This window comes from Dyella sp. 01N448 (assembly GCF_056399225.1).
Window position 1 is genome coordinate 521,859 of record NZ_JBFTQX010000003.1, and the last position, 16,586, is coordinate 538,444.

Here is a 16,586-nt window from a genome sequence, read left to right on the forward strand (position 1 = left end):
GGGTTCCTCCCTGGGAGCGGCAATTAGATATCAAAATGATATCTAATTCAAGGAGGGGTCAATCTCGTGTGGCGACTGTGCCGCTCATGGTGGCCGCGGTCTGCTCCGGCGCGGTGCCGATCTGGGCAATGCGCATCTGTCCGAACAAGTTGGCGAGGTTGAAGAAGTGCCAGGGATCGCCGTCGCCGCTGTCCAGCGCGATATGGGTGCTGTCGAAGTGCCCAAGGGCAGCGTCGAAGCTCTGCCAGCGCCCGTGCACCCAGGCCTGCACCCAGGCGTGCGGCACGAACACGCGCGAGCTGTCGGCGTAGCGGTCGGCATAGACCATGCCGGTCACCACGCGGGCGGGGATATGTTCGGCGCGGGCCAGCGCCGCCAGCAGCACGGCGTGTTCCTTGCAGTCGCCCGCACGCTCCCGTACCACCTCCATGGCGGACGCGTAGCCGATGTCGCGGCTATGGGGCGGGATATAGGCGCTGACGAAATCGCGCAGCTGGATCATTTTCTGCAGATCGTCTTCGGCCCCGATTACCGCCTGCGCCGCCAGCTTGCGGATCGGCGGTGCGTCAGACTGGACCCAGGCATTGGGCTGCGTGTCTTCCGGCACCGGCGCCGGCTGGCCGCCCGCGACGGGGTTGCCCACATCCACCAGCCAGTTGCCATGCCCCAGCGAGGTGACGCGTTGTTCGTCCGTGCTGATCAGGGGCTGCGCATCGCCGTCGGTGACGTGGATGACGTAGCGCAGGAAGCCCGCGCGCATGGACGATGAGAGTCCCTGCGGCGAATCCACCATGGAGGCGCGCAGCATGTCGATGTCCTGCACCGGGGCCAGCGCACAGGCCTGGCTGCAGGCGAGCATGTCCAGGGGATGGCCGAGCATTTGCAGCGAACCCTTGCGGGTCTCGCCTCGTGCATTGACCCACAGGTCCATGCGTTGAACGCCGCGGGGCGTCTGCAGTACTTCGCGCTGGTGGTTCAGGACCTCAGCGCCATCGGGCAGCGACACGCGCTCGTTGCCCAGCACCTCGATGTCCACCGTGGCCACGTCCTGGCTCGCCGGATCAAACAAGTTCAACGCGTAGTGCCCCGGGCGACTGGCCGCCCCAGCCATGGCTTGTCGCTGTCCATCACTCAGCAGGGCACCCGTGGGCCAGGCCAGCGTCGATTGCTTGGCTAGTCCGGCCACGGTGGTGGTGATGGCGTAGCGGCCATCGGCCTGGCGCTGGCCGTCGACGATGCTGTCCGAGCTGGAAAGCGTGCTGCGCGAATAAAAGCCCAGCGGCTGGCTGTCGAGGGTCTCCACGCTGCGGGTCAGCACCGCCATCGGCACGGTGCGGCCGGAACGGTTGATCTCGATCTGCAGGTCCTGCGTGGTGGTAATGATCTTGCCGTCGCTGACGCGATCGATCCGCAGATGGCCGATGCGACGGCCGGCCAGCATGACTGTCATCCAGGTCGTGTTGCTGGTGGGCCCGCTCTCCATCGCCCCGGCGGCGGCGACAGGGGGAGAGCTCAGCGCGAATGCCATCCATAGCGCGGCAAGCCAGTAGCGCATAGGTCGCTCCGTGGGGACGGTGCACCTACAGTCAATGCCGGTCCGTGTGTTTCGTCAATGGAATTTGCGTGATGACGAAGCAGTCGCGCGCGATCGCGCGAGCTGCCGTCTACAATGGTTCTTTGCCACCTCCGCGGAGACATCGATGAAGCCCTTTGGCACGCCTTATTCCGATCATGCGCTGCGGGTGTTGCTGCTGGGATCGGGCGAACTGGGCAAGGAAGTGGCGATCGAGTTGCAGCGCTACGCGGTCGAGGTGATCGCCGTGGATCGTTATGCCAACGCGCCGGCGATGCAGGTGGCCCATCGCAGCCACGTCATCGACATGCTGGACGGTGCCGCACTGCGCGCGCTGATCGAAAAGGAAAAGCCCGATCTCGTGGTACCGGAGATCGAAGCCATCCACACCCCCACCCTGATCGAGCTGGAGAAAGAAGGCCTGCGCGTCATTCCCACCGCGCGCGCCGCCTGGCTCACCATGGACCGCGAAGGCATCCGCCGCCTCGCCGCCGAGGAACTGAAGCTGCCGACGTCGCGCTACCGGTTTTGCGACACCGAAGCGGAGTACCAGGACGCCGCAACCAGCATCGGCCTGCCGTTCGTGATCAAGCCGGTGATGAGCTCCTCCGGCAAGGGCCAGAGCGTGGTGCGCCAGGCTGGCGAGTTGCAGCACGCCTGGGAGTACGCGCAATCGGGCGGTCGCGCCGGCAAGGGACGCGTGATCGTCGAGGGCTTCGTCGATTTCGACTACGAAATCACCTTGCTCACCGTGCGACACAAGGATGGGGTGAGTTTCTGCGCACCTATCGGCCATCGCCAGGAAGACGGCGACTATCGCGAATCCTGGCAGCCGCAGGCGATGAGCGCGGCCGCGCTGGAGGAGGCGCAGCGACAGGCGGCGGCGATCACCGGCGCGCTGGGCGGCTGGGGCGTGTTTGGCGTGGAGTTTTTCGTGAAGGGCGACAGCGTCATCTTCTCGGAGGTGAGCCCGCGTCCGCACGACACCGGACTGGTGACGCTGATATCGCAAGACCTTTCGGAGTTTGCGCTGCACGCGCGCGCCATCCTTGGGCTGCCGATTCCGGTGATCCGCCAGCTGGGTCCGTCGGCATCGTGCGCCGTGCTGGTGGAAGGCGAGGGCGAGGCGCCCCAGTACCACGGGCTGGCCGACGCCTTGCAGGAGCCAGACACCCAGCTGCGCATCTTCGGCAAGCCGGCCGTGAAGGGCCGTCGTCGCATGGCGGTGACGCTGGCACGCGACGAAGATGTGGAGGCCGCGAAGGCAAAAGCGATCCGCGCTGCCAAGTTCATCCGCGTTACGTTTTGACGCCCTCGCGCATGGCGTGAAAGGAATACGCTTGTATCGTTGAACGAGTCGCGGGTGCCGGAGATCGTGCCAGCCCCGCATGGATGACCTGCAAGACGCCGAACATACGGAGACATTGATGCAACCGACAGGCTTCGCCCATTGGCTGGTGGTGATGGTGGAAACTTTCGCCGCCCTGTTCCTCGTGCTGCTGGCGCTGCTGGTCGTGGTCATCGCAGTGGTCTGGCTGGTCGACCGCAACCAGACCAGCAACTCCGTGCTGCGCAACTTCCCGGTGATCGGCCACTTCCGTTACTGGTTTCTGCACCTGGGTGAATTTTTCCGCCAGTACCTGTATTCCAGCGATCGCGAAGAACTGCCGTTCAACCGTGCTCAGCGCACCTGGGTGTATCGCGCGGCCAAGAACGTGGACAACACCAACAGCTTCGGTTCCACGCGCGACCTGCGTGGCGAGGGCGTGCCGTTTTTCGTCAATGCGCCATTTCCCGCGCTGGGCGAAAAACACGTCGATCCGCTGCCGGTGACGCTGGGCCCTTATTCTCGCGAACCGTATTCGCATGCCGCGTTCTTCAACATCTCGGCGATGAGTTTCGGCGCTTTGTCGGCGCCGGCCGTGCGTGCGTTGTCTCGCGGCGCGAAAAAAGCCGGCATCTGGATGGACACGGGCGAGGGCGGTCTCGCGCCGTACCACCTGGAAGGCGGCTGCGACATCATCTTCGAGATCGGCACGGCCAAGTACGGCGTGCGCACGCCCGACGGCAAACTCGACGACAACAAGCTGTTGGATATCTGTGCGCACCCGCAGGTGAAGATGGTCAGCATCAAGCTCGGCCAGGGCGCCAAACCGGGCATGGGCGGATTATTGCCGGCCGCGAAAGTAACGCCGGAAATCGCTGCGATTCGCGGCATCCCGGTGGGACAGGATTCGCAGAGTCCCAACCGTCATCTCGACATCGGCAACGTGCAGGAGCTGATGGATGCGATCCATCACATCCGCGAGCTCACCGGCAAACCGGTCGGCTTCAAGGCGGTGTTTGGCGGCGTGGAATGGATTGCGGATCTATGCGACGAGATCGGCAAGCGCGGCATCGAACACGCACCAGACTTCATCATCGTCGACGGTTCGGAAGGCGGCACCGGCGCCGCGCCGCAAACCTTGATGGAAGGCGTGGGCCTGCCCTTGCACGAGGCCTTGCCCGCACTGGTCGACTTGCTGGTGGTGCGAGGCGTACGCGAACGCATCAAGGTGATCTGTTCGGGCAAGTGCATCACCGCGTACGACGTGGCGTGGGCGTTGTCGATGGGCGCGGACTTCGTCAATTCGGCGCGTGGTTTCATGCTGTCGCTGGGGTGCATCCAGTCGCTGCAGTGCAACCGCAATACGTGCCCCACGGGTGTGACCACGCAGAATCCAAAGCTGCAGCGTGGCTTGGTGGTCGCCGACAAGAGCGAGCGCGTGGCCAACTACGCCACCAACCTGATGCACGAGGTCGGCATCATCGCGCACAGTTGCGGTGTCGATGAGCCGCGGCAGCTCAATCGCACGCATTGTCGCGTGGTGGGGGATGACGGCATCTCGGTACCGTTGGTGAAGCTGTATCCGTATCCGGTGGTGCCGAGGGCGACGCAGGCGTAATCGCGACAAAGTCGCCACACCTGTGGGAGCGCACCCTGTGCGCGACTGTCACGCTGCGGCGCATCGCTCCGTCAGCTTGTCGCGCACAGGGTGCGCTCCCACAGGGTTTGAGAGAGGCAACGCCAGCCTCAGCCTTCCGCCATCTCCGTCCAGCCTTCGCTGGTACGTATCTGCATCGGGCGGAACTTGCGCTTGTAGTCCATCTTCGGATGGCCGGCGATCCAGAAGCCGAGATAAATCCACGGCAGGCCGCGGCGCTTGGCCAGCGCGACCTGCTGCAGGATCGCGAAGGTGCCCAGGCCTCGCGACGTTTCCTCCGGCTCGTAGAACGTGTAGACGGCTGAAAGCCCTTGCTGGCAAACGTCCGTCACCGCCACGCCGAGCAGGCGCGAGCCCTGGCGGAATTCCAGGAACATGGTCGGGCTCCACGGCGCGGTGAGGAAGCGGCGGAAATCGCTGGCGTCCGCCTCGTCCATGCCGCCGCCGGGATGGCGCTGGCGCAGGTAGCGTTCGTAGAGCGCGTGGCGTTCGGCGTTGTAGCCGGCCATCGATTCGACCACCTGCACATCCTCGTTGCGCTTGAGGCAGCGGCGCTGGCTGCGATCCGGCGTGAACCGCTCCACGTCGATGCGGCAGGGCGTGCAGGCGCGGCAACTGGTGCAGTAGGGGTAGTAGAGGTGTCCGCCCGCGCGGCGGAAGCCACGCTCCAGCGCCGGACCATAGAGCTGGTCCAGCTGCGGCGCGGCCGGATCGATCACGAGGTTCTGTGCCGTGCGCTCGGCAAAGTAGCCGCAGGCGTGCGGCAGGGTTTGGAAGAGGCGGACACGGTCAGAGCGCATGGCCTGATTCTATGTCCGGTCCACGTCACTGTGTCAGTAGGGGAAATCTGATATGGCGATTGGCTGAGCCGAATCGGTGTCAGATGACGCCCATATACCGGAGCATCAGGACCACAAAGGCACCCGCTACCGCCAACATGACAATGCGGCGCACCCGGTTGGCCATGCCCTGGCGCTTCATGTCCGGCGTGGCGTTGCGGGCCAGGGCCAGCTCCTCCGCGTGCCGGACCACCGGCTCGATGCCCAGCTCTTTGAGCAGGGCGCGGGCCCGGGTGTAGTCGTCCGCCCGGGTCACCCAGACCTGGGCCCAGTTATCCCGGTTCTCCTGACGCTGGGTATAGCTGAAGCGCTGGTAGGTCCCGCGGTTGTAGTTCGAGCGGTTTTCGATGGTGCACTCGATGCCTTGCTCCTTGAGGAGCTTGGCAACCCGGTCGATGTTTTCCTGGCGGGGCGAGGTATAGAGCTGACGCATAAGGAAACCTTGGTTCGCCGGGCGGGCAGGTACGGGAATGGCTGGCCGCGGGGAAGGGCCAGCCCGATATTACTACGGTGATGCGGCCCTTCAGCCGCGCAGGCGGATCAGGCCTTCCTGGGCGGTCGATGCGACCAGCTCGCCGTCGCGGGTGAATATCTGGCCGCGGGCCAGACCGCGGGCACCCTGGGCGGTCGGGCTGTCGAACGAGTAGAGCAGCCACTCGTCCACCCGGAACGGGCGATGGAACCACAGCGCATGGTCCAGGCTCGCCATCTGCACGTTGTGCGTGTAGTAGGAGATGCCGTGCGGCAGGGTGGCCGTGCCGATCAGGTTGAAATCCGAGGCATAGGCCAGCAGCGAGCGCTGCAGCATCGGCGAATCGCTGACCGGCGCGGTAAGACGGAACCAGATGTGCTGGATCGGCGGCCGCTTGGTCGGATGCAGCTTGTCCTGCGGCCAGACATGGCGAAATTCGAACGGCGCATCCACGCCCAGCCAGCGCTGCAGCTTCTCCGGCAGCTTGGTCAGCTGCTCCGGCGGCACGGCCTGCATCGGCTCGATGTCCTCGGGCATGGGCACTTCGGGCATCGAGGACTGATGCTCGAAGCCGGTCTCCGGCACCTGGAAGGAAATCGATCCGTTGAGGATGGGCTGGCCGTGCTGGATCGCCACCACCCGGCGGGAGGAGAACGTGCCGCCGTCGCGCGTGCGCTCCACGTTGTAGACGATGGGCGCCTTGATGTCGCCCGCGCGCAGGAAATAGGCGTGCAGCGAATGGGCTTCGCGATCGGCATCCACGGTGCGCTGGGCGGCAGACAAGGCCTGGCCCAGCACCTGGCCGCCGAACACGAAATGCGTACCGATGTCCCGGCTCTGGCCGCGGAACAGGTTGTCCTCCAGACGCTCCAGTTCGAGCAGGTCGACGAGTTCGCGGACGTGGTTTTCCGTCATGGAGAGCAGGCTCGGTATAGGTGGCCGGGAATTATAGCGACGCGCCGACCGTCGCGGTCGGGAAGGGCTGGCAGACGGGCGGATAGCGCCGACGGTATTCATCGCTCCACGACCAAGGGGGCGGTGATGGAACACTTTTCAGACTGGGAACGCCAATGCCTGCTGGATGTGCCAGGCGTTGGCCTGGCGGTGGTATCCCGCCTGGAGCAGATCGGCATCAGCACGCTGGACCAACTCGCCGGCGTTGAGGTCGACGACGTGCTCCTGCAGATCAGCACCCTGCTGGGCGCCACCTGTTGGCGCAGCAGCCCGCAGGCGCGCGTCGCCGTGATGCTGGCCGTGGCGCTGGCTCGCCATTCGCCCCCGCTGACGTCTAGCCGTTAGGCGGGGTCCATCGGGTCAGCCCACTGCCTTCCAGCACCTCGGCCCAGGGGAACAGCGGGCCTGGATCGAGCTTGCGCGGCACATCCAGGGCCGGATCGTCGGTGGCCGGCAGACGGTCCGTGTCCAGCTGCTCGTGGCCGGCGATCAGCTGCAGGCGAGGGAAGTCCTGCCTCAGCTGGGCCAGCAGGGCACGCAGCGCGGCGAGCTGGGCAGGCGGGTAGGGCTCGGTCATGGTCTGGCGGCGGGAATCCCACCACTCCGGGTAGCGACCCAGGTTCACCAGTTCGATGCCGATGGAATACGGGTTGTGGCCGCGCACGTGGTGGGCCACGCGGGTGCCTGGCACATAGCGGTAAATGCTGCCGTCGCGGTCGATGTAGTAATGCCCGCTGGCGCCCGCGCCGCTGTCATAGAGCACACGCTCGCCGTACTCGCGGGCCGTGGCCAGATCGGGTAGTTCGGTGCAGTGGATGACCACCATCTCCACCGCGTCAGCGGGACGCTCTGGCAGCAGGGAGACGTAGGGGAGGGGCTGATCTGTGATGGTCAGAGGCATGGGCTGGCAGTCTAGCGACGGTGGGCCGGGACGTCGCCTGTTACCATGCGCGGCCAGATGGACGCAGTAGTGGAGACCGCGATGCGCGGCCAGATCATTCTTTCGCACGGTTCGGATTCCGGTCCGGACGCCACCAAGGTCAGCGTGCTGGCCGGCTTCGCCGAGTCCCTGGGCTGGAAAACCCAGCGTCCGGACTATCGCAGCGACGACCTGCCGGGCTACGCGGGTTCGGTGGCTCCGCGCGTGGAGCGTCTGCTGGCGGCCATCGATACGCTCGACGCGCCGCCGATCCTGGTCGGTTCCAGCATGGGTTCCTTCGTGTCCGGCCTGGCCTCGTTGCAGCGCCCGGTGGCCGGCCTGTTCCTGTTGGCGACGCCCAGCGAGATCCCCGGCTACCGCCAGGCATTCGATCTGGCCGAGGGCGTGCCCACCTTGCTCTACCACGGCTGGCGCGATGACGTCTGCCCGCCCGAAGGGGTGATCAGCTTCTCCGCCCGCCGTCGACTGCCTCTGATCGTGGTCGATGACGACCACCGCCTGAGCGACAGCGTCGATCGCATCGTCGACCAGTTCGGCTTGTTCCTTACTTCTTTGGCGGCCGCATGAGCGCTTTCTTTGCCACGTGCCCCAAGGGCCTCGAATACCTGCTGCGCGACGAACTGGTGGCGCTGGGCGCCGAAGACGTGCGCGAGGCATTGGCCGGCGTGCATTTCGCCGGCACGCTGGAGACCGCTTACCGGGCCTGCCTGTGGTCGCGCCTGGCCAGCCGTGTGCTATTGCCGCTGGCCGACTTCGACGCCGCCACGGACGACGCGCTTTACGCGGGCGTGCAGGCGATCGACTGGTCAAAGCACCTCGCCTCGCACGCCACCCTGGCGGTCGACGCCAATTCGGCGCAGAGCAAGCTCACCCATAGCCAGTTCATCGCCCAGCGCGTGAAAGACGCAGTGGTCGATCAGTTCCGCCAGCGCGATGGTTCGCGCCCCGCTGTGGATACCGACGAGCCGGACGTGCGCATCAATCTTCGCCTGCGCCGTGACCGCGCGACGCTGTCGCTCGACCTGGCCGGCTCGCCGCTGCATCGCCGTGGCTGGCGCGAAGTGCAGGGCGAAGCACCGCTGAAGGAAAACCTGGCCGCTGCGATGTTGTTGCGCGCGCGTTGGCCGGAGATCTATGCCGAAGGCGGCGCGCTGCTCGATCCCATGTGTGGCTCGGGCACGCTGCTGGTCGAAGGCGCCTGGATGGCCGCGGATGTGGCACCTGGCCTGCACCGCGAGTACTACGGTTTCCTGGGCTGGGCGCAGCACGACATCGCCGTCTGGCGCAGCCTGCTCGATGACGCGCGCCAGCGTGCCGAAGCGGGCCTGCGTTCCCTGCGTAGCTGCTTCTTCGGCAGCGATGCGGATTCGCGCATGGTGCAGACGGCCAAGCGCAATGCGCAGGAAGCGGGCGTCGCCGGCTTCCTCACGCTAGACAAGCACGACGCCACCCATGTGTCGCCGCCGCCGGGCTATACGCGCGGACTGGTGATCACCAACCCGCCGTACGGCGAGCGTCTGGGCGACCGCGTGGAAATGCCGCGCCTTTACCGCGCCCTGGGCGAAACCCTGCGCGAGCGCTTTGCCGGCTGGCGCGCCGCCGTGCTGGCAGGCGATGCGGAACTGGGGCAGGCGATCCCGCTGCGCGCCGAAAAGAAATACGCGCTCTACAACGGCGCCCTGGAAACGCAGCTGCTGGTGTTTGAACTGCACGCGCGCAGCGAGACCCCGCGCGAAGTGAAGCCGCTTTCCGAAGGCGCGCAGATGCTGCGCAATCGCCTCGAAAAGAACCTGCGCAACCTGCGCAAGCGCCTTGACCGCGAAGACATCCATTGCTGGCGCGCTTACGACCAGGACCTGCCCGAATACGCGGCCGCCATCGACGTCTACGGCAGGGAAGGCGCGGAGCCCTGGCTGCACATCCAGGAGTACCGGGCACCGGCCGAGATCCCCGTCGAAACGGCACGCCACCGCCTGCGCGAGATCGTGCGCGTGGCCGGCGAAGTGCTGGGCGTCCCGCGCGACCGCATTGCGCTGAAGACGCGTGAGCGCGGCAAGGGCGGCTCCAAGTACGGCCAGTTCGACCAGCGTGGCGAGTTCATCGAGGTGGCCGAAGGCGGCCTGCGCTTCCTTGCCAACCTTACCGATTACCTGGACACCGGCCTGTTCATCGACCACCGGCTGGTGCGCGGCAAGCTCCGCGAGCTGGCCTCGGGCCGCCGCTTCCTCAACCTGTTTGCCTATACGGCGACGGCCAGCGTCTATGCGGCGGCGGGCGAGGCGCGCGATACCACTAGCGTGGACCTGTCGGCCACCTACCTGGACTGGGCGTCGCGCAATCTTGCGCTCAATGGCTTCACCGGCGGCAAGCATCGCCTGATGCAGGCAGACGCGATGAGCTTCCTCAAGCAGGACAAGGAACGCTACGGGCTGATCTATGTCGACCCGCCGACCTTCTCCAACTCCAAGCGGGCGGAAGACTTCGATGTCCAGCGCGATCACGCCCAGCTCCTGCTGGCTTGCGCGGAACGTCTTTCCAGCGATGGCGTGATCGTGTTTTCGAACAACTTCCGCCGCTTCAAGCTGAACCATGAGGCGCTGGCTGAACGGTTCATCATCGAGGACTGGAGTGCCCCCAGCATCCCGTTTGATTTCACCCGCCGGTCCGATATCCACGGCTGCTGGCTGCTGCGCCTGCATCCCCAGGAATCGCCTTGGGGCGAGAGTGTGAACCACGTCAGGAACAAGGCCAGGCGTTAAGCATTTTCACGCTTTCTACTCAGTCCGGATTCAGCGCAAAAGTCACAGCATTGATCCCGGCAAAGAGCGATAGAAGGCAACGTCCAATCCTTCTGTCGGAATCAAGCCTCCCTTGGGAGACAAACTCATGAATAAGACGAAGATTTCCACCATCAAGCGCGTTGCAGTGGCCGCGGCCATGATCGTTGGCTGTGTCGCCGTTGCCCCGGCGTTCGCGGGCCACGTCAGCTTGAACGTGGGCATCGGTCTGCCGGCCGTTGGCGTGGGTTATTACGCTCCGGCCCCGGTGGTGTACGCACCGCCTCCGCCGGTGTATTACGCGCCGGCTCCGGTCGTCTACGGCGGTCCCGTCTACGGTGGCCCGGTGGTTTACCCGGCCGTAGGCGTCGTGGTGGGTGGCCATGGCGGCTACTACCATCACGGTGGTTACCACGACCGCGGCTACTACAATCGCGGCGGCTACCGCTACTACGGTCACTGATCGCGCAGGCGTTCGTTGATACGGAAGAAACCCGGCCTGGCGCCGGGTTTCTTTTTTGTGGCAGTGGCGATACCAAAGGAGCATCGCGGGTGCGCACTTTTCAACGTTTCGCCATCTTCACATCACACCGTTTGAACGTTCTGTCCGGCATCGTTTACGTATGTCACGGCGCAATGATCGCGGTATGAGTCTTCATAAAATCTCTGGCATGTCCGACGGCCCCGTGACCGCCTCCCGGAGGCCCCGATGACCTTGGCGCATTCGGCCGCGCAAGCCGAGGCGCTGACGCTGCGATTCCGGAGAATCCGCTCCCGCAGCATGGCCTTGTGTGCGTCGCTCACCCCCGAAGACATGATGGTGCAGTCGATGCCGGACGCCAGCCCCGCGAAGTGGCATCTTGCGCACACCACCTGGTTCTTCGAACGCTTCGTGCTCGAGCGCGATCCGGCTTACCGGTCGCCGCATCCGGAGTGGAACTACCTGTTCAACTCCTACTACCAGAGTGTGGGTCCGATGCACGCCCGCCCGCGCCGCGGCCTGCTCTCGCGCCCGGGCGTCGCGCAGATACGCGACTACCGCGCGAAGGTGGACGAGGCGGTCAGCGACTGGCTGTCGCGGGATGTGGACGCCACCACGATGGGCATCATTGAACTGGGGCTGGAGCACGAACAGCAGCACCAGGAGCTATTGCTCACCGACATCAAGCATGCGTTTTTCATCAACCCGCTGCTGCCTGCCTACACCGCTCCGCTGAGCTCGTCGTCGGCGACGACCTCGGTGCCCATGAGCTTCATCGCGGGCCAGGAGGGCATCGTGGAGATCGGCCACCGCGGCGGCGGTTTCGCGTTCGACAACGAATCGCCACGGCACCGCAGCCTGTTGCAGCCGCATGCGCTGGCGAACCGGCCGGTGACCAATGCCGAGTACGCGGCCTTCGTGCACGACGGCGGTTATGAGGAGCCCTCGCTTTGGTTGTCCGAAGGGTGGGACACCATAAGCCGCGAACAATGGCAGCGGCCGTTCTACTGGCAGGAAGATCTCGCCAGCGAATTCACCCTGGCCGGCGTGCAGGCGATCGACCCGAATGCGCCGGTGAGCCATATCAGCTACTTCGAAGCCGACGCGTTTGCGCGCTGGGCCGGCATGCGCCTGCCCACCGAAGCGGAGTGGGAAAGTGCGGCTGCCACCTTGCCGGTGCAGGGCAACCTACTTGATACCACGTCGTTCCATCCCCAAGCAGCGAAGGGCGGGGACGGCCTGCTCCAGATTTTTGGCGATGTCTGGGAATGGACGGCCTCACCCTATGTGAGCTATCCCGGCTTCCGGCCGCTGGCTGGCGCGCTGGGCGAATACAACGGCAAATTCATGAACGGACAGTGGGTATTGCGCGGTGGCTCTTGCGCGACGCCCCGCGAACACCTACGTGCGACGTACCGGAATTTCTTTCCTCCCCATGCCCGCTGGCAGTTCATGGGGATACGCCTGGGACAGGACCGATGAGTGTGCAAGCTTTCGATATCCGCGACGATGACCGCCGCCCACCGGTCGACGACCTGCTCGGCATCGTGCAGCGCGGGCTGCGCGCGCAGCCCAAGCGATTGCCCTCCTGGTTGTTCTATGACGAGCGTGGCTCGCAGTTGTTCGAAGAGATCTGCGAGCAACCCGAGTACTACCTGACGCGCGCCGAGATCGCGCTGATGGATGCGCATGCGGGCGATATCGCCGATGTATTGGGCGAGGACGTGCGCCTGGTCGAATACGGCAGCGGCAACGCGATCAAGACGCGCATGCTGCTCGAACATCTGCACGCGCCGGTGTCCTACGTGCCGGTGGAGATTTCCGCCGAGCCGCTGCGCAACAGCACCCAGGCCTTGAACGAGCGCTTCCCGGGCGTGCCGGTGCAAGCCTTGCATGCGGACTTTACCCGTCCGCTGCGCTTGCCGATCCCGCCGCGTGCGCCGCGCCGCACGGTGATCTATTTCCCCGGCTCCACCATCGGCAATTTCGAGGCGCGCGACGCCGCCGAACTGCTGCGCAAGATGCGCGGCGAGATGGGCGACAACGGCGGCATCCTGATCGGCGCCGACCTGAAGAAGGACACCGCCACCATCGAGGCGGCGTACAACGACAAGGCGGGCGTCACCGCGGAGTTCACCCTCAACCTGCTGATGCGTCTGAACCGCGAACTGGGCAGCGACTTCGACCTGTCGGCGTTCCGTCATCGCGCGCACTACAACGCGATGGCTGGCCGCATCGAAACCTTCATCGTCAGCAGCAAGGACCAGAAGGTGCGCGTGGGCAAGCAGCAGGTGGGTTTCACTGCGGAGGAGGCGATGCAGGTGGAATACAGCTGCAAGTACTCGCCCGAGGATTTCGCCGCGCTGGCCGGCAAGGCGGGTCTCGCCATTGCCCATGAGTGGACCGACCCGCAGGGCATGTTCGCCGTCTACTATCTCGTACGCGCCGGCGCCCGCGTCGCCTGAGCGATGGAGCGCGCTTGCGCACAAGCGCGCTCACACTCTCAAGGGCTGAACACCAGCACCAGGAACACCACAAACATCGACAGGTGCACCGCGCCTTCGAGCATGGTGGTGCGCCAGCCAGAGAAGGTCAGCGTGCTCAGCACCAGGGTGGAAGCGAGCACCACCATGCTGGCCGGCGGCAGGCCGAGCACTACGGGTTTGCCCGTGAACAGCCCGATGGCGAGTACGGCCGGCACGGTGAGGCCAACCGTCGATGCAGCGCCGCCCAGGCACAGGTTGATCGCGCGCGTGAGTTGGTCGCGGCGTATTGCGATGAGCGCCGAAATGCCTTCGGGCGTGAACACCAGCATGGCGATGATGACGCCGCCCAGCGCATGCGGCGCGCCCGTCGCCGCGATCCCGTAATCGAGCACCTTGGCCAGGCTCTTGGAGAGAATCACGATGGGCAGGATGTTGACCAGCAGCATGATCAGATGCAGCGCCATCTCGCCCTTGCGCGCGCGGCGCGGAGGCGCGGGAGGCTCTTCGGGCACGATCGCGTCGGTGTCCGAGCGTGGCGCCACGAAGTAGCCCTGGTGGCGTCCCGTCTGCAGCCACAGGAATAAGCCATAGAGGCCGATGGTGAGGATGGAGAAGCTCACCGCCTGCACTGGCGTCAGCGAGCCGTCCGGGGTCGAGGCGGTGAAGCTGGGCAGCACCAGCGCGATCATCGCCAGCGGAATGATCACCGCGAGGAAGGCGGAGGCGCCATGCAGGTTGTACGCCTGCTCGTGATGGCGCATGCCGCCGATCAGCAAGCCTATTCCCACCACGCCGTTCAATACGATCATCAGTACCGCGTACATGGTGTCGCGGGCGAGCGTCGCCGTATCGCCCGCGCCGAGCATCACTGCGGAGATCAGTACCACCTCGATCAACACGATGGACAGCGTGAGCACCAGCGTGCCTACCGGCTCGCCGAGCAGGCCCGCCAGTTCCTCCGCCTCGTGCACCACGCCGAACGAGCCCCATACGATCACCACGAACAGCCACGCGAACAGCGAGATGCCGATGGCGTGGTTGCTGAGGTGCTGCATCCAGTCCGAGCCAAAGATCAGGAACATCGCCACGGTGGCCCACGCAATGGCGGGGCGCAGGAACATCTTCGGCTGCAACAGTGGCTGCTCTTCGGTGAGAGTCGAGTCGAGTGTCATGATGGCTCCGGCTCAGTGGGTATCGCTCAGTATGCCGCCATAGCTGGCAGGGTCGACATCGGCGATCGATTGCGAGAACGTCCAGCGATGGCCGCCGATGTCTTCAAGCGAATACTGGCGTTCGCCATAGGGGTAGTCTGCAGGCGGGCGAAGCACACGCGCACCGTTGGCTGTGGCCTGCGCATGATGCTCGTCGACATTTGCCACATGAACCATCACACCGTGCGAATGATCGACCACGTGGCCGCCATCGGCGCGTTCCGTGACCACGATGCAGGTGCCCTCATAGATCAACTGCACGCGGTGATCGCCGATGCGCAAGCGCTCGCGAAAGCCGAGCGCCCGGCATAACCAGGCCGAGGCCGCCAGGACATCGGGATAGGCCAGCTCGGGAATGATGACGCCCGGCGGCATGGAGCGGTTGCTGATCATGGAAACCTTCCTGGTCGCGATGCACGAACAAGCTTGCCACGATGCGTCACGCGGCGTGCTCAGCCGGTGATTTCGATGCCGCGCACCAGTCGCTTGGCCAGGCGCGGCTGGCGCAGTTGTTCCAGCCACCACGACAGGGCGCGTCCTTCCTGGTCGCCACGCCAGGCCACGTAAAGCACATTGGGTTCGCGTGGATCGGCCATGCGTTTTTCCACCAGTTCGCCGCTCTTGAGCAAGCCGGCGACGCGCTGGCGAGGCAGCCAGCCCACGCCGAGGCCTTCTTTCTGTGCATGGATCTTTGCCGCCATGCTCGGCACCGCCAGCGTGGCTTGCCCACCGATCATGCCATAGGCGCGACCGCCGGAGCTGCGCGATGAATCGGCCACCACCACGCTGCGGTGGCGCGTGACCACTTCGCGTTCCAGCGGCTCGCCAGCCTTGGCCAGCGGATGCCTCGGCGATATGGCGAACACCCAATCCATCACGCCCAATTCGAACCAGCGCAATTTCGGAATGACCGGCGGCTCGTTGGTGGCGCCCACGATGAGGTCGGCACGGCCATCGCGCAGCGCCTCCCAGGTGCCACCGAGCACCTCGTGCGTCATGCGCAGGGCTACACCCGATTGCAGAGCATCGAAGCTGCGGATCACGGGTGAGAAGAGTTCGAACTCGATGATTTCATCGGTGACGATCCACAGCCGGTCTTCCCAGCCGCTGGCGATCTGCTTCACGCGGCGGCTTAGGCGCGACACGTCCTGCATCAGCCGCGCAGCTTCCAGTGCGAGCAATTGGCCGGCGGGAGTCAGTTGCAGGCGGTAGCGGCGGCGGTCGAACAACAGGGCGTCGAAGCGGGTTTCGAGTTGGCGGGCGGCGTGCGAGATGGTGGAGGGGGCTTTGCCGAGGCGTGCGGCGGCGCGGGAGAGGCTGCCGCTTTCGCGAATGGCTTCCAGCAGGGCCAGTTCGTCTTCGGACAACATGTTCGGGCCTTTCGAACGAGTGTGGGGGGATGGTACGACAAGGGGTTGGGTTTGGTTGTGGGCTTTCTTTCGGCTGGCTTGGGTGCCCGTCAGACTGCGACTTTCTCCCTCTCGCCGCAGGGGAGAGGGTTGGGGTGAGGGGCGGGTGCTCGCGGGAACGTTTCTATTTGTAGTTCTTGCGCGGCAGGAACCAAGAGCCTCGGTATTTAGTTGTCGCGTTATCGCGATCTGGCTCGCCTGCCGCGGGCTTCCGTCCTCCTGCCGGAGGCCGGGTTACTTTCTCTTGCTTGCCCAAGAGAAAGTAACCAAAGAGAAGGGCCCCCCGGATGACGCGCCTTCCGGGCCTTTGGCCCTCCAGGTGCGCGTGCGGGTTACGGGGTTTTTCGACAGGACATCCCTGTCCTGTCGAAAAACTGGCCGCATCCATGCGGCCACCCTGCGGGCTTTCCTCCACCCGCCCGCCGCGTCATACGGGGACCCCGGGGGTAGAGCCAAAAGC

16 protein-coding genes are annotated in these 16,586 nt (G+C 65.2%); 8 read left to right on the forward strand and 8 right to left on the reverse strand.

All coding sequences use genetic code 11. The annotated features are described in order from the left end of the window. Positions 1 to 58 precede the first annotated feature (58 nt). Positions 59 to 1,555 carry a transglutaminase-like domain-containing protein gene (locus AC1DKY_RS06500; RefSeq protein ID WP_441604188.1) on the reverse strand — a complete coding sequence of 499 codons (1,497 nt, stop codon included), beginning with the start codon at positions 1,553 to 1,555 and terminating at the stop codon, positions 59 to 61. Between the two features lie 145 nt (positions 1,556 to 1,700). Between AC1DKY_RS06500 and purT the strand changes: the two genes are divergently transcribed. Both purT and AC1DKY_RS06510 read left to right on the forward strand, forming a co-directional pair. After that, positions 1,701 to 2,882, forward strand: coding sequence for a formate-dependent phosphoribosylglycinamide formyltransferase (gene purT / locus AC1DKY_RS06505; protein WP_441604187.1), 1,182 nt, complete (start codon positions 1,701 to 1,703; stop codon positions 2,880 to 2,882). A 118-nt stretch (positions 2,883 to 3,000) separates the two neighbouring features. Next, positions 3,001 to 4,518: an FMN-binding glutamate synthase family protein gene (locus AC1DKY_RS06510; RefSeq protein ID WP_441604186.1), complete on the forward strand. Its 1,518-nt coding sequence runs from the start codon at positions 3,001 to 3,003 to the stop codon at positions 4,516 to 4,518. A 128-nt stretch (positions 4,519 to 4,646) separates the two neighbouring features. On the opposite strand, the gene AC1DKY_RS06515 is transcribed toward AC1DKY_RS06510, so the two are convergent. From AC1DKY_RS06515 to tesB, 3 genes are all read right to left on the reverse strand, one after another. Continuing rightward, positions 4,647 to 5,357, reverse strand: a complete 711-nt coding sequence (locus AC1DKY_RS06515; protein ID WP_441604185.1) for an arginyltransferase — start codon at positions 5,355 to 5,357, stop codon at positions 4,647 to 4,649. A 79-nt stretch (positions 5,358 to 5,436) separates the two neighbouring features. After that, entirely contained in the window at positions 5,437 to 5,829 is a 393-nt protein-coding gene (locus AC1DKY_RS06520) for a putative signal transducing protein (RefSeq protein WP_441604184.1), read from the reverse strand. Between the two features lie 90 nt (positions 5,830 to 5,919). Then, complete coding sequence (gene tesB / locus AC1DKY_RS06525) at positions 5,920 to 6,783, reverse strand: acyl-CoA thioesterase II (RefSeq protein ID WP_441604183.1); 864 nt, start codon at positions 6,781 to 6,783, stop codon at positions 5,920 to 5,922. A 126-nt stretch (positions 6,784 to 6,909) separates the two neighbouring features. Here tesB and AC1DKY_RS06530 point away from each other — a divergent pair, with 126 nt between their 5' ends. Next, positions 6,910 to 7,167: a helix-hairpin-helix domain-containing protein gene (locus AC1DKY_RS06530; protein ID WP_441604182.1), complete on the forward strand. Its 258-nt coding sequence runs from the start codon at positions 6,910 to 6,912 to the stop codon at positions 7,165 to 7,167. Here the strand turns inward: AC1DKY_RS06530 and AC1DKY_RS06535 are convergent. Beyond that, positions 7,157 to 7,723: an N-acetylmuramoyl-L-alanine amidase gene (locus AC1DKY_RS06535; protein ID WP_441604181.1), complete on the reverse strand. Its 567-nt coding sequence runs from the start codon at positions 7,721 to 7,723 to the stop codon at positions 7,157 to 7,159. The two genes, AC1DKY_RS06530 and AC1DKY_RS06535, sit on opposite strands and share 11 nt — an antisense overlap. An 81-nt stretch (positions 7,724 to 7,804) precedes the next feature. Here AC1DKY_RS06535 and AC1DKY_RS06540 point away from each other — a divergent pair, with 81 nt between their 5' ends. From AC1DKY_RS06540 to egtD, 5 genes are all read left to right on the forward strand, one after another. After that, a complete protein-coding gene (locus AC1DKY_RS06540; RefSeq protein WP_441604180.1) occupies positions 7,805 to 8,329 on the forward strand; it encodes an alpha/beta hydrolase in 525 nt (174 codons plus the stop codon). Continuing rightward, positions 8,326 to 10,521: a bifunctional 23S rRNA (guanine(2069)-N(7))-methyltransferase RlmK/23S rRNA (guanine(2445)-N(2))-methyltransferase RlmL gene (gene rlmKL, locus AC1DKY_RS06545; protein WP_441604179.1), complete on the forward strand. Its 2,196-nt coding sequence runs from the start codon at positions 8,326 to 8,328 to the stop codon at positions 10,519 to 10,521. Before AC1DKY_RS06540 ends, rlmKL begins: the two co-directional genes overlap by 4 nt. A 127-nt stretch (positions 10,522 to 10,648) precedes the next feature. After that, positions 10,649 to 11,002 carry a hypothetical protein gene (locus AC1DKY_RS06550; RefSeq protein ID WP_441604178.1) on the forward strand — a complete coding sequence of 118 codons (354 nt, stop codon included), beginning with the start codon at positions 10,649 to 10,651 and terminating at the stop codon, positions 11,000 to 11,002. 246 nt (positions 11,003 to 11,248) lie between these two features. Continuing rightward, entirely contained in the window at positions 11,249 to 12,502 is a 1,254-nt protein-coding gene (gene egtB / locus AC1DKY_RS06555) for an ergothioneine biosynthesis protein EgtB (protein WP_441604177.1), read from the forward strand. Next, complete coding sequence (egtD, locus tag AC1DKY_RS06560; RefSeq protein ID WP_441604176.1) at positions 12,499 to 13,485, forward strand: L-histidine N(alpha)-methyltransferase; 987 nt, start codon at positions 12,499 to 12,501, stop codon at positions 13,483 to 13,485. The genes egtB and egtD overlap by 4 nt, the downstream gene beginning before the upstream one ends. A 38-nt stretch (positions 13,486 to 13,523) precedes the next feature. Here egtD and AC1DKY_RS06565 read toward each other — a convergent pair whose 3' ends face one another. The 3 genes from AC1DKY_RS06565 to AC1DKY_RS06575 are packed head-to-tail and all read right to left on the reverse strand — an operon-like array spanning position 13,524 to position 16,087. Then, positions 13,524 to 14,678, reverse strand: a complete 1,155-nt coding sequence (locus AC1DKY_RS06565) for a calcium:cation antiporter (protein WP_441604175.1) — start codon at positions 14,676 to 14,678, stop codon at positions 13,524 to 13,526. 12 nt (positions 14,679 to 14,690) lie between these two features. Continuing rightward, positions 14,691 to 15,110: a VOC family protein gene (locus tag AC1DKY_RS06570; protein WP_441604174.1), complete on the reverse strand. Its 420-nt coding sequence runs from the start codon at positions 15,108 to 15,110 to the stop codon at positions 14,691 to 14,693. Positions 15,111 to 15,169: 59 nt separating this feature from the next. Beyond that, positions 15,170 to 16,087 (reverse strand): LysR family transcriptional regulator, encoded by a 918-nt coding sequence (locus tag AC1DKY_RS06575; RefSeq protein WP_441604173.1) that lies wholly within the window; start codon positions 16,085 to 16,087, stop codon positions 15,170 to 15,172. Positions 16,088 to 16,586 lie beyond the last annotated feature (499 nt).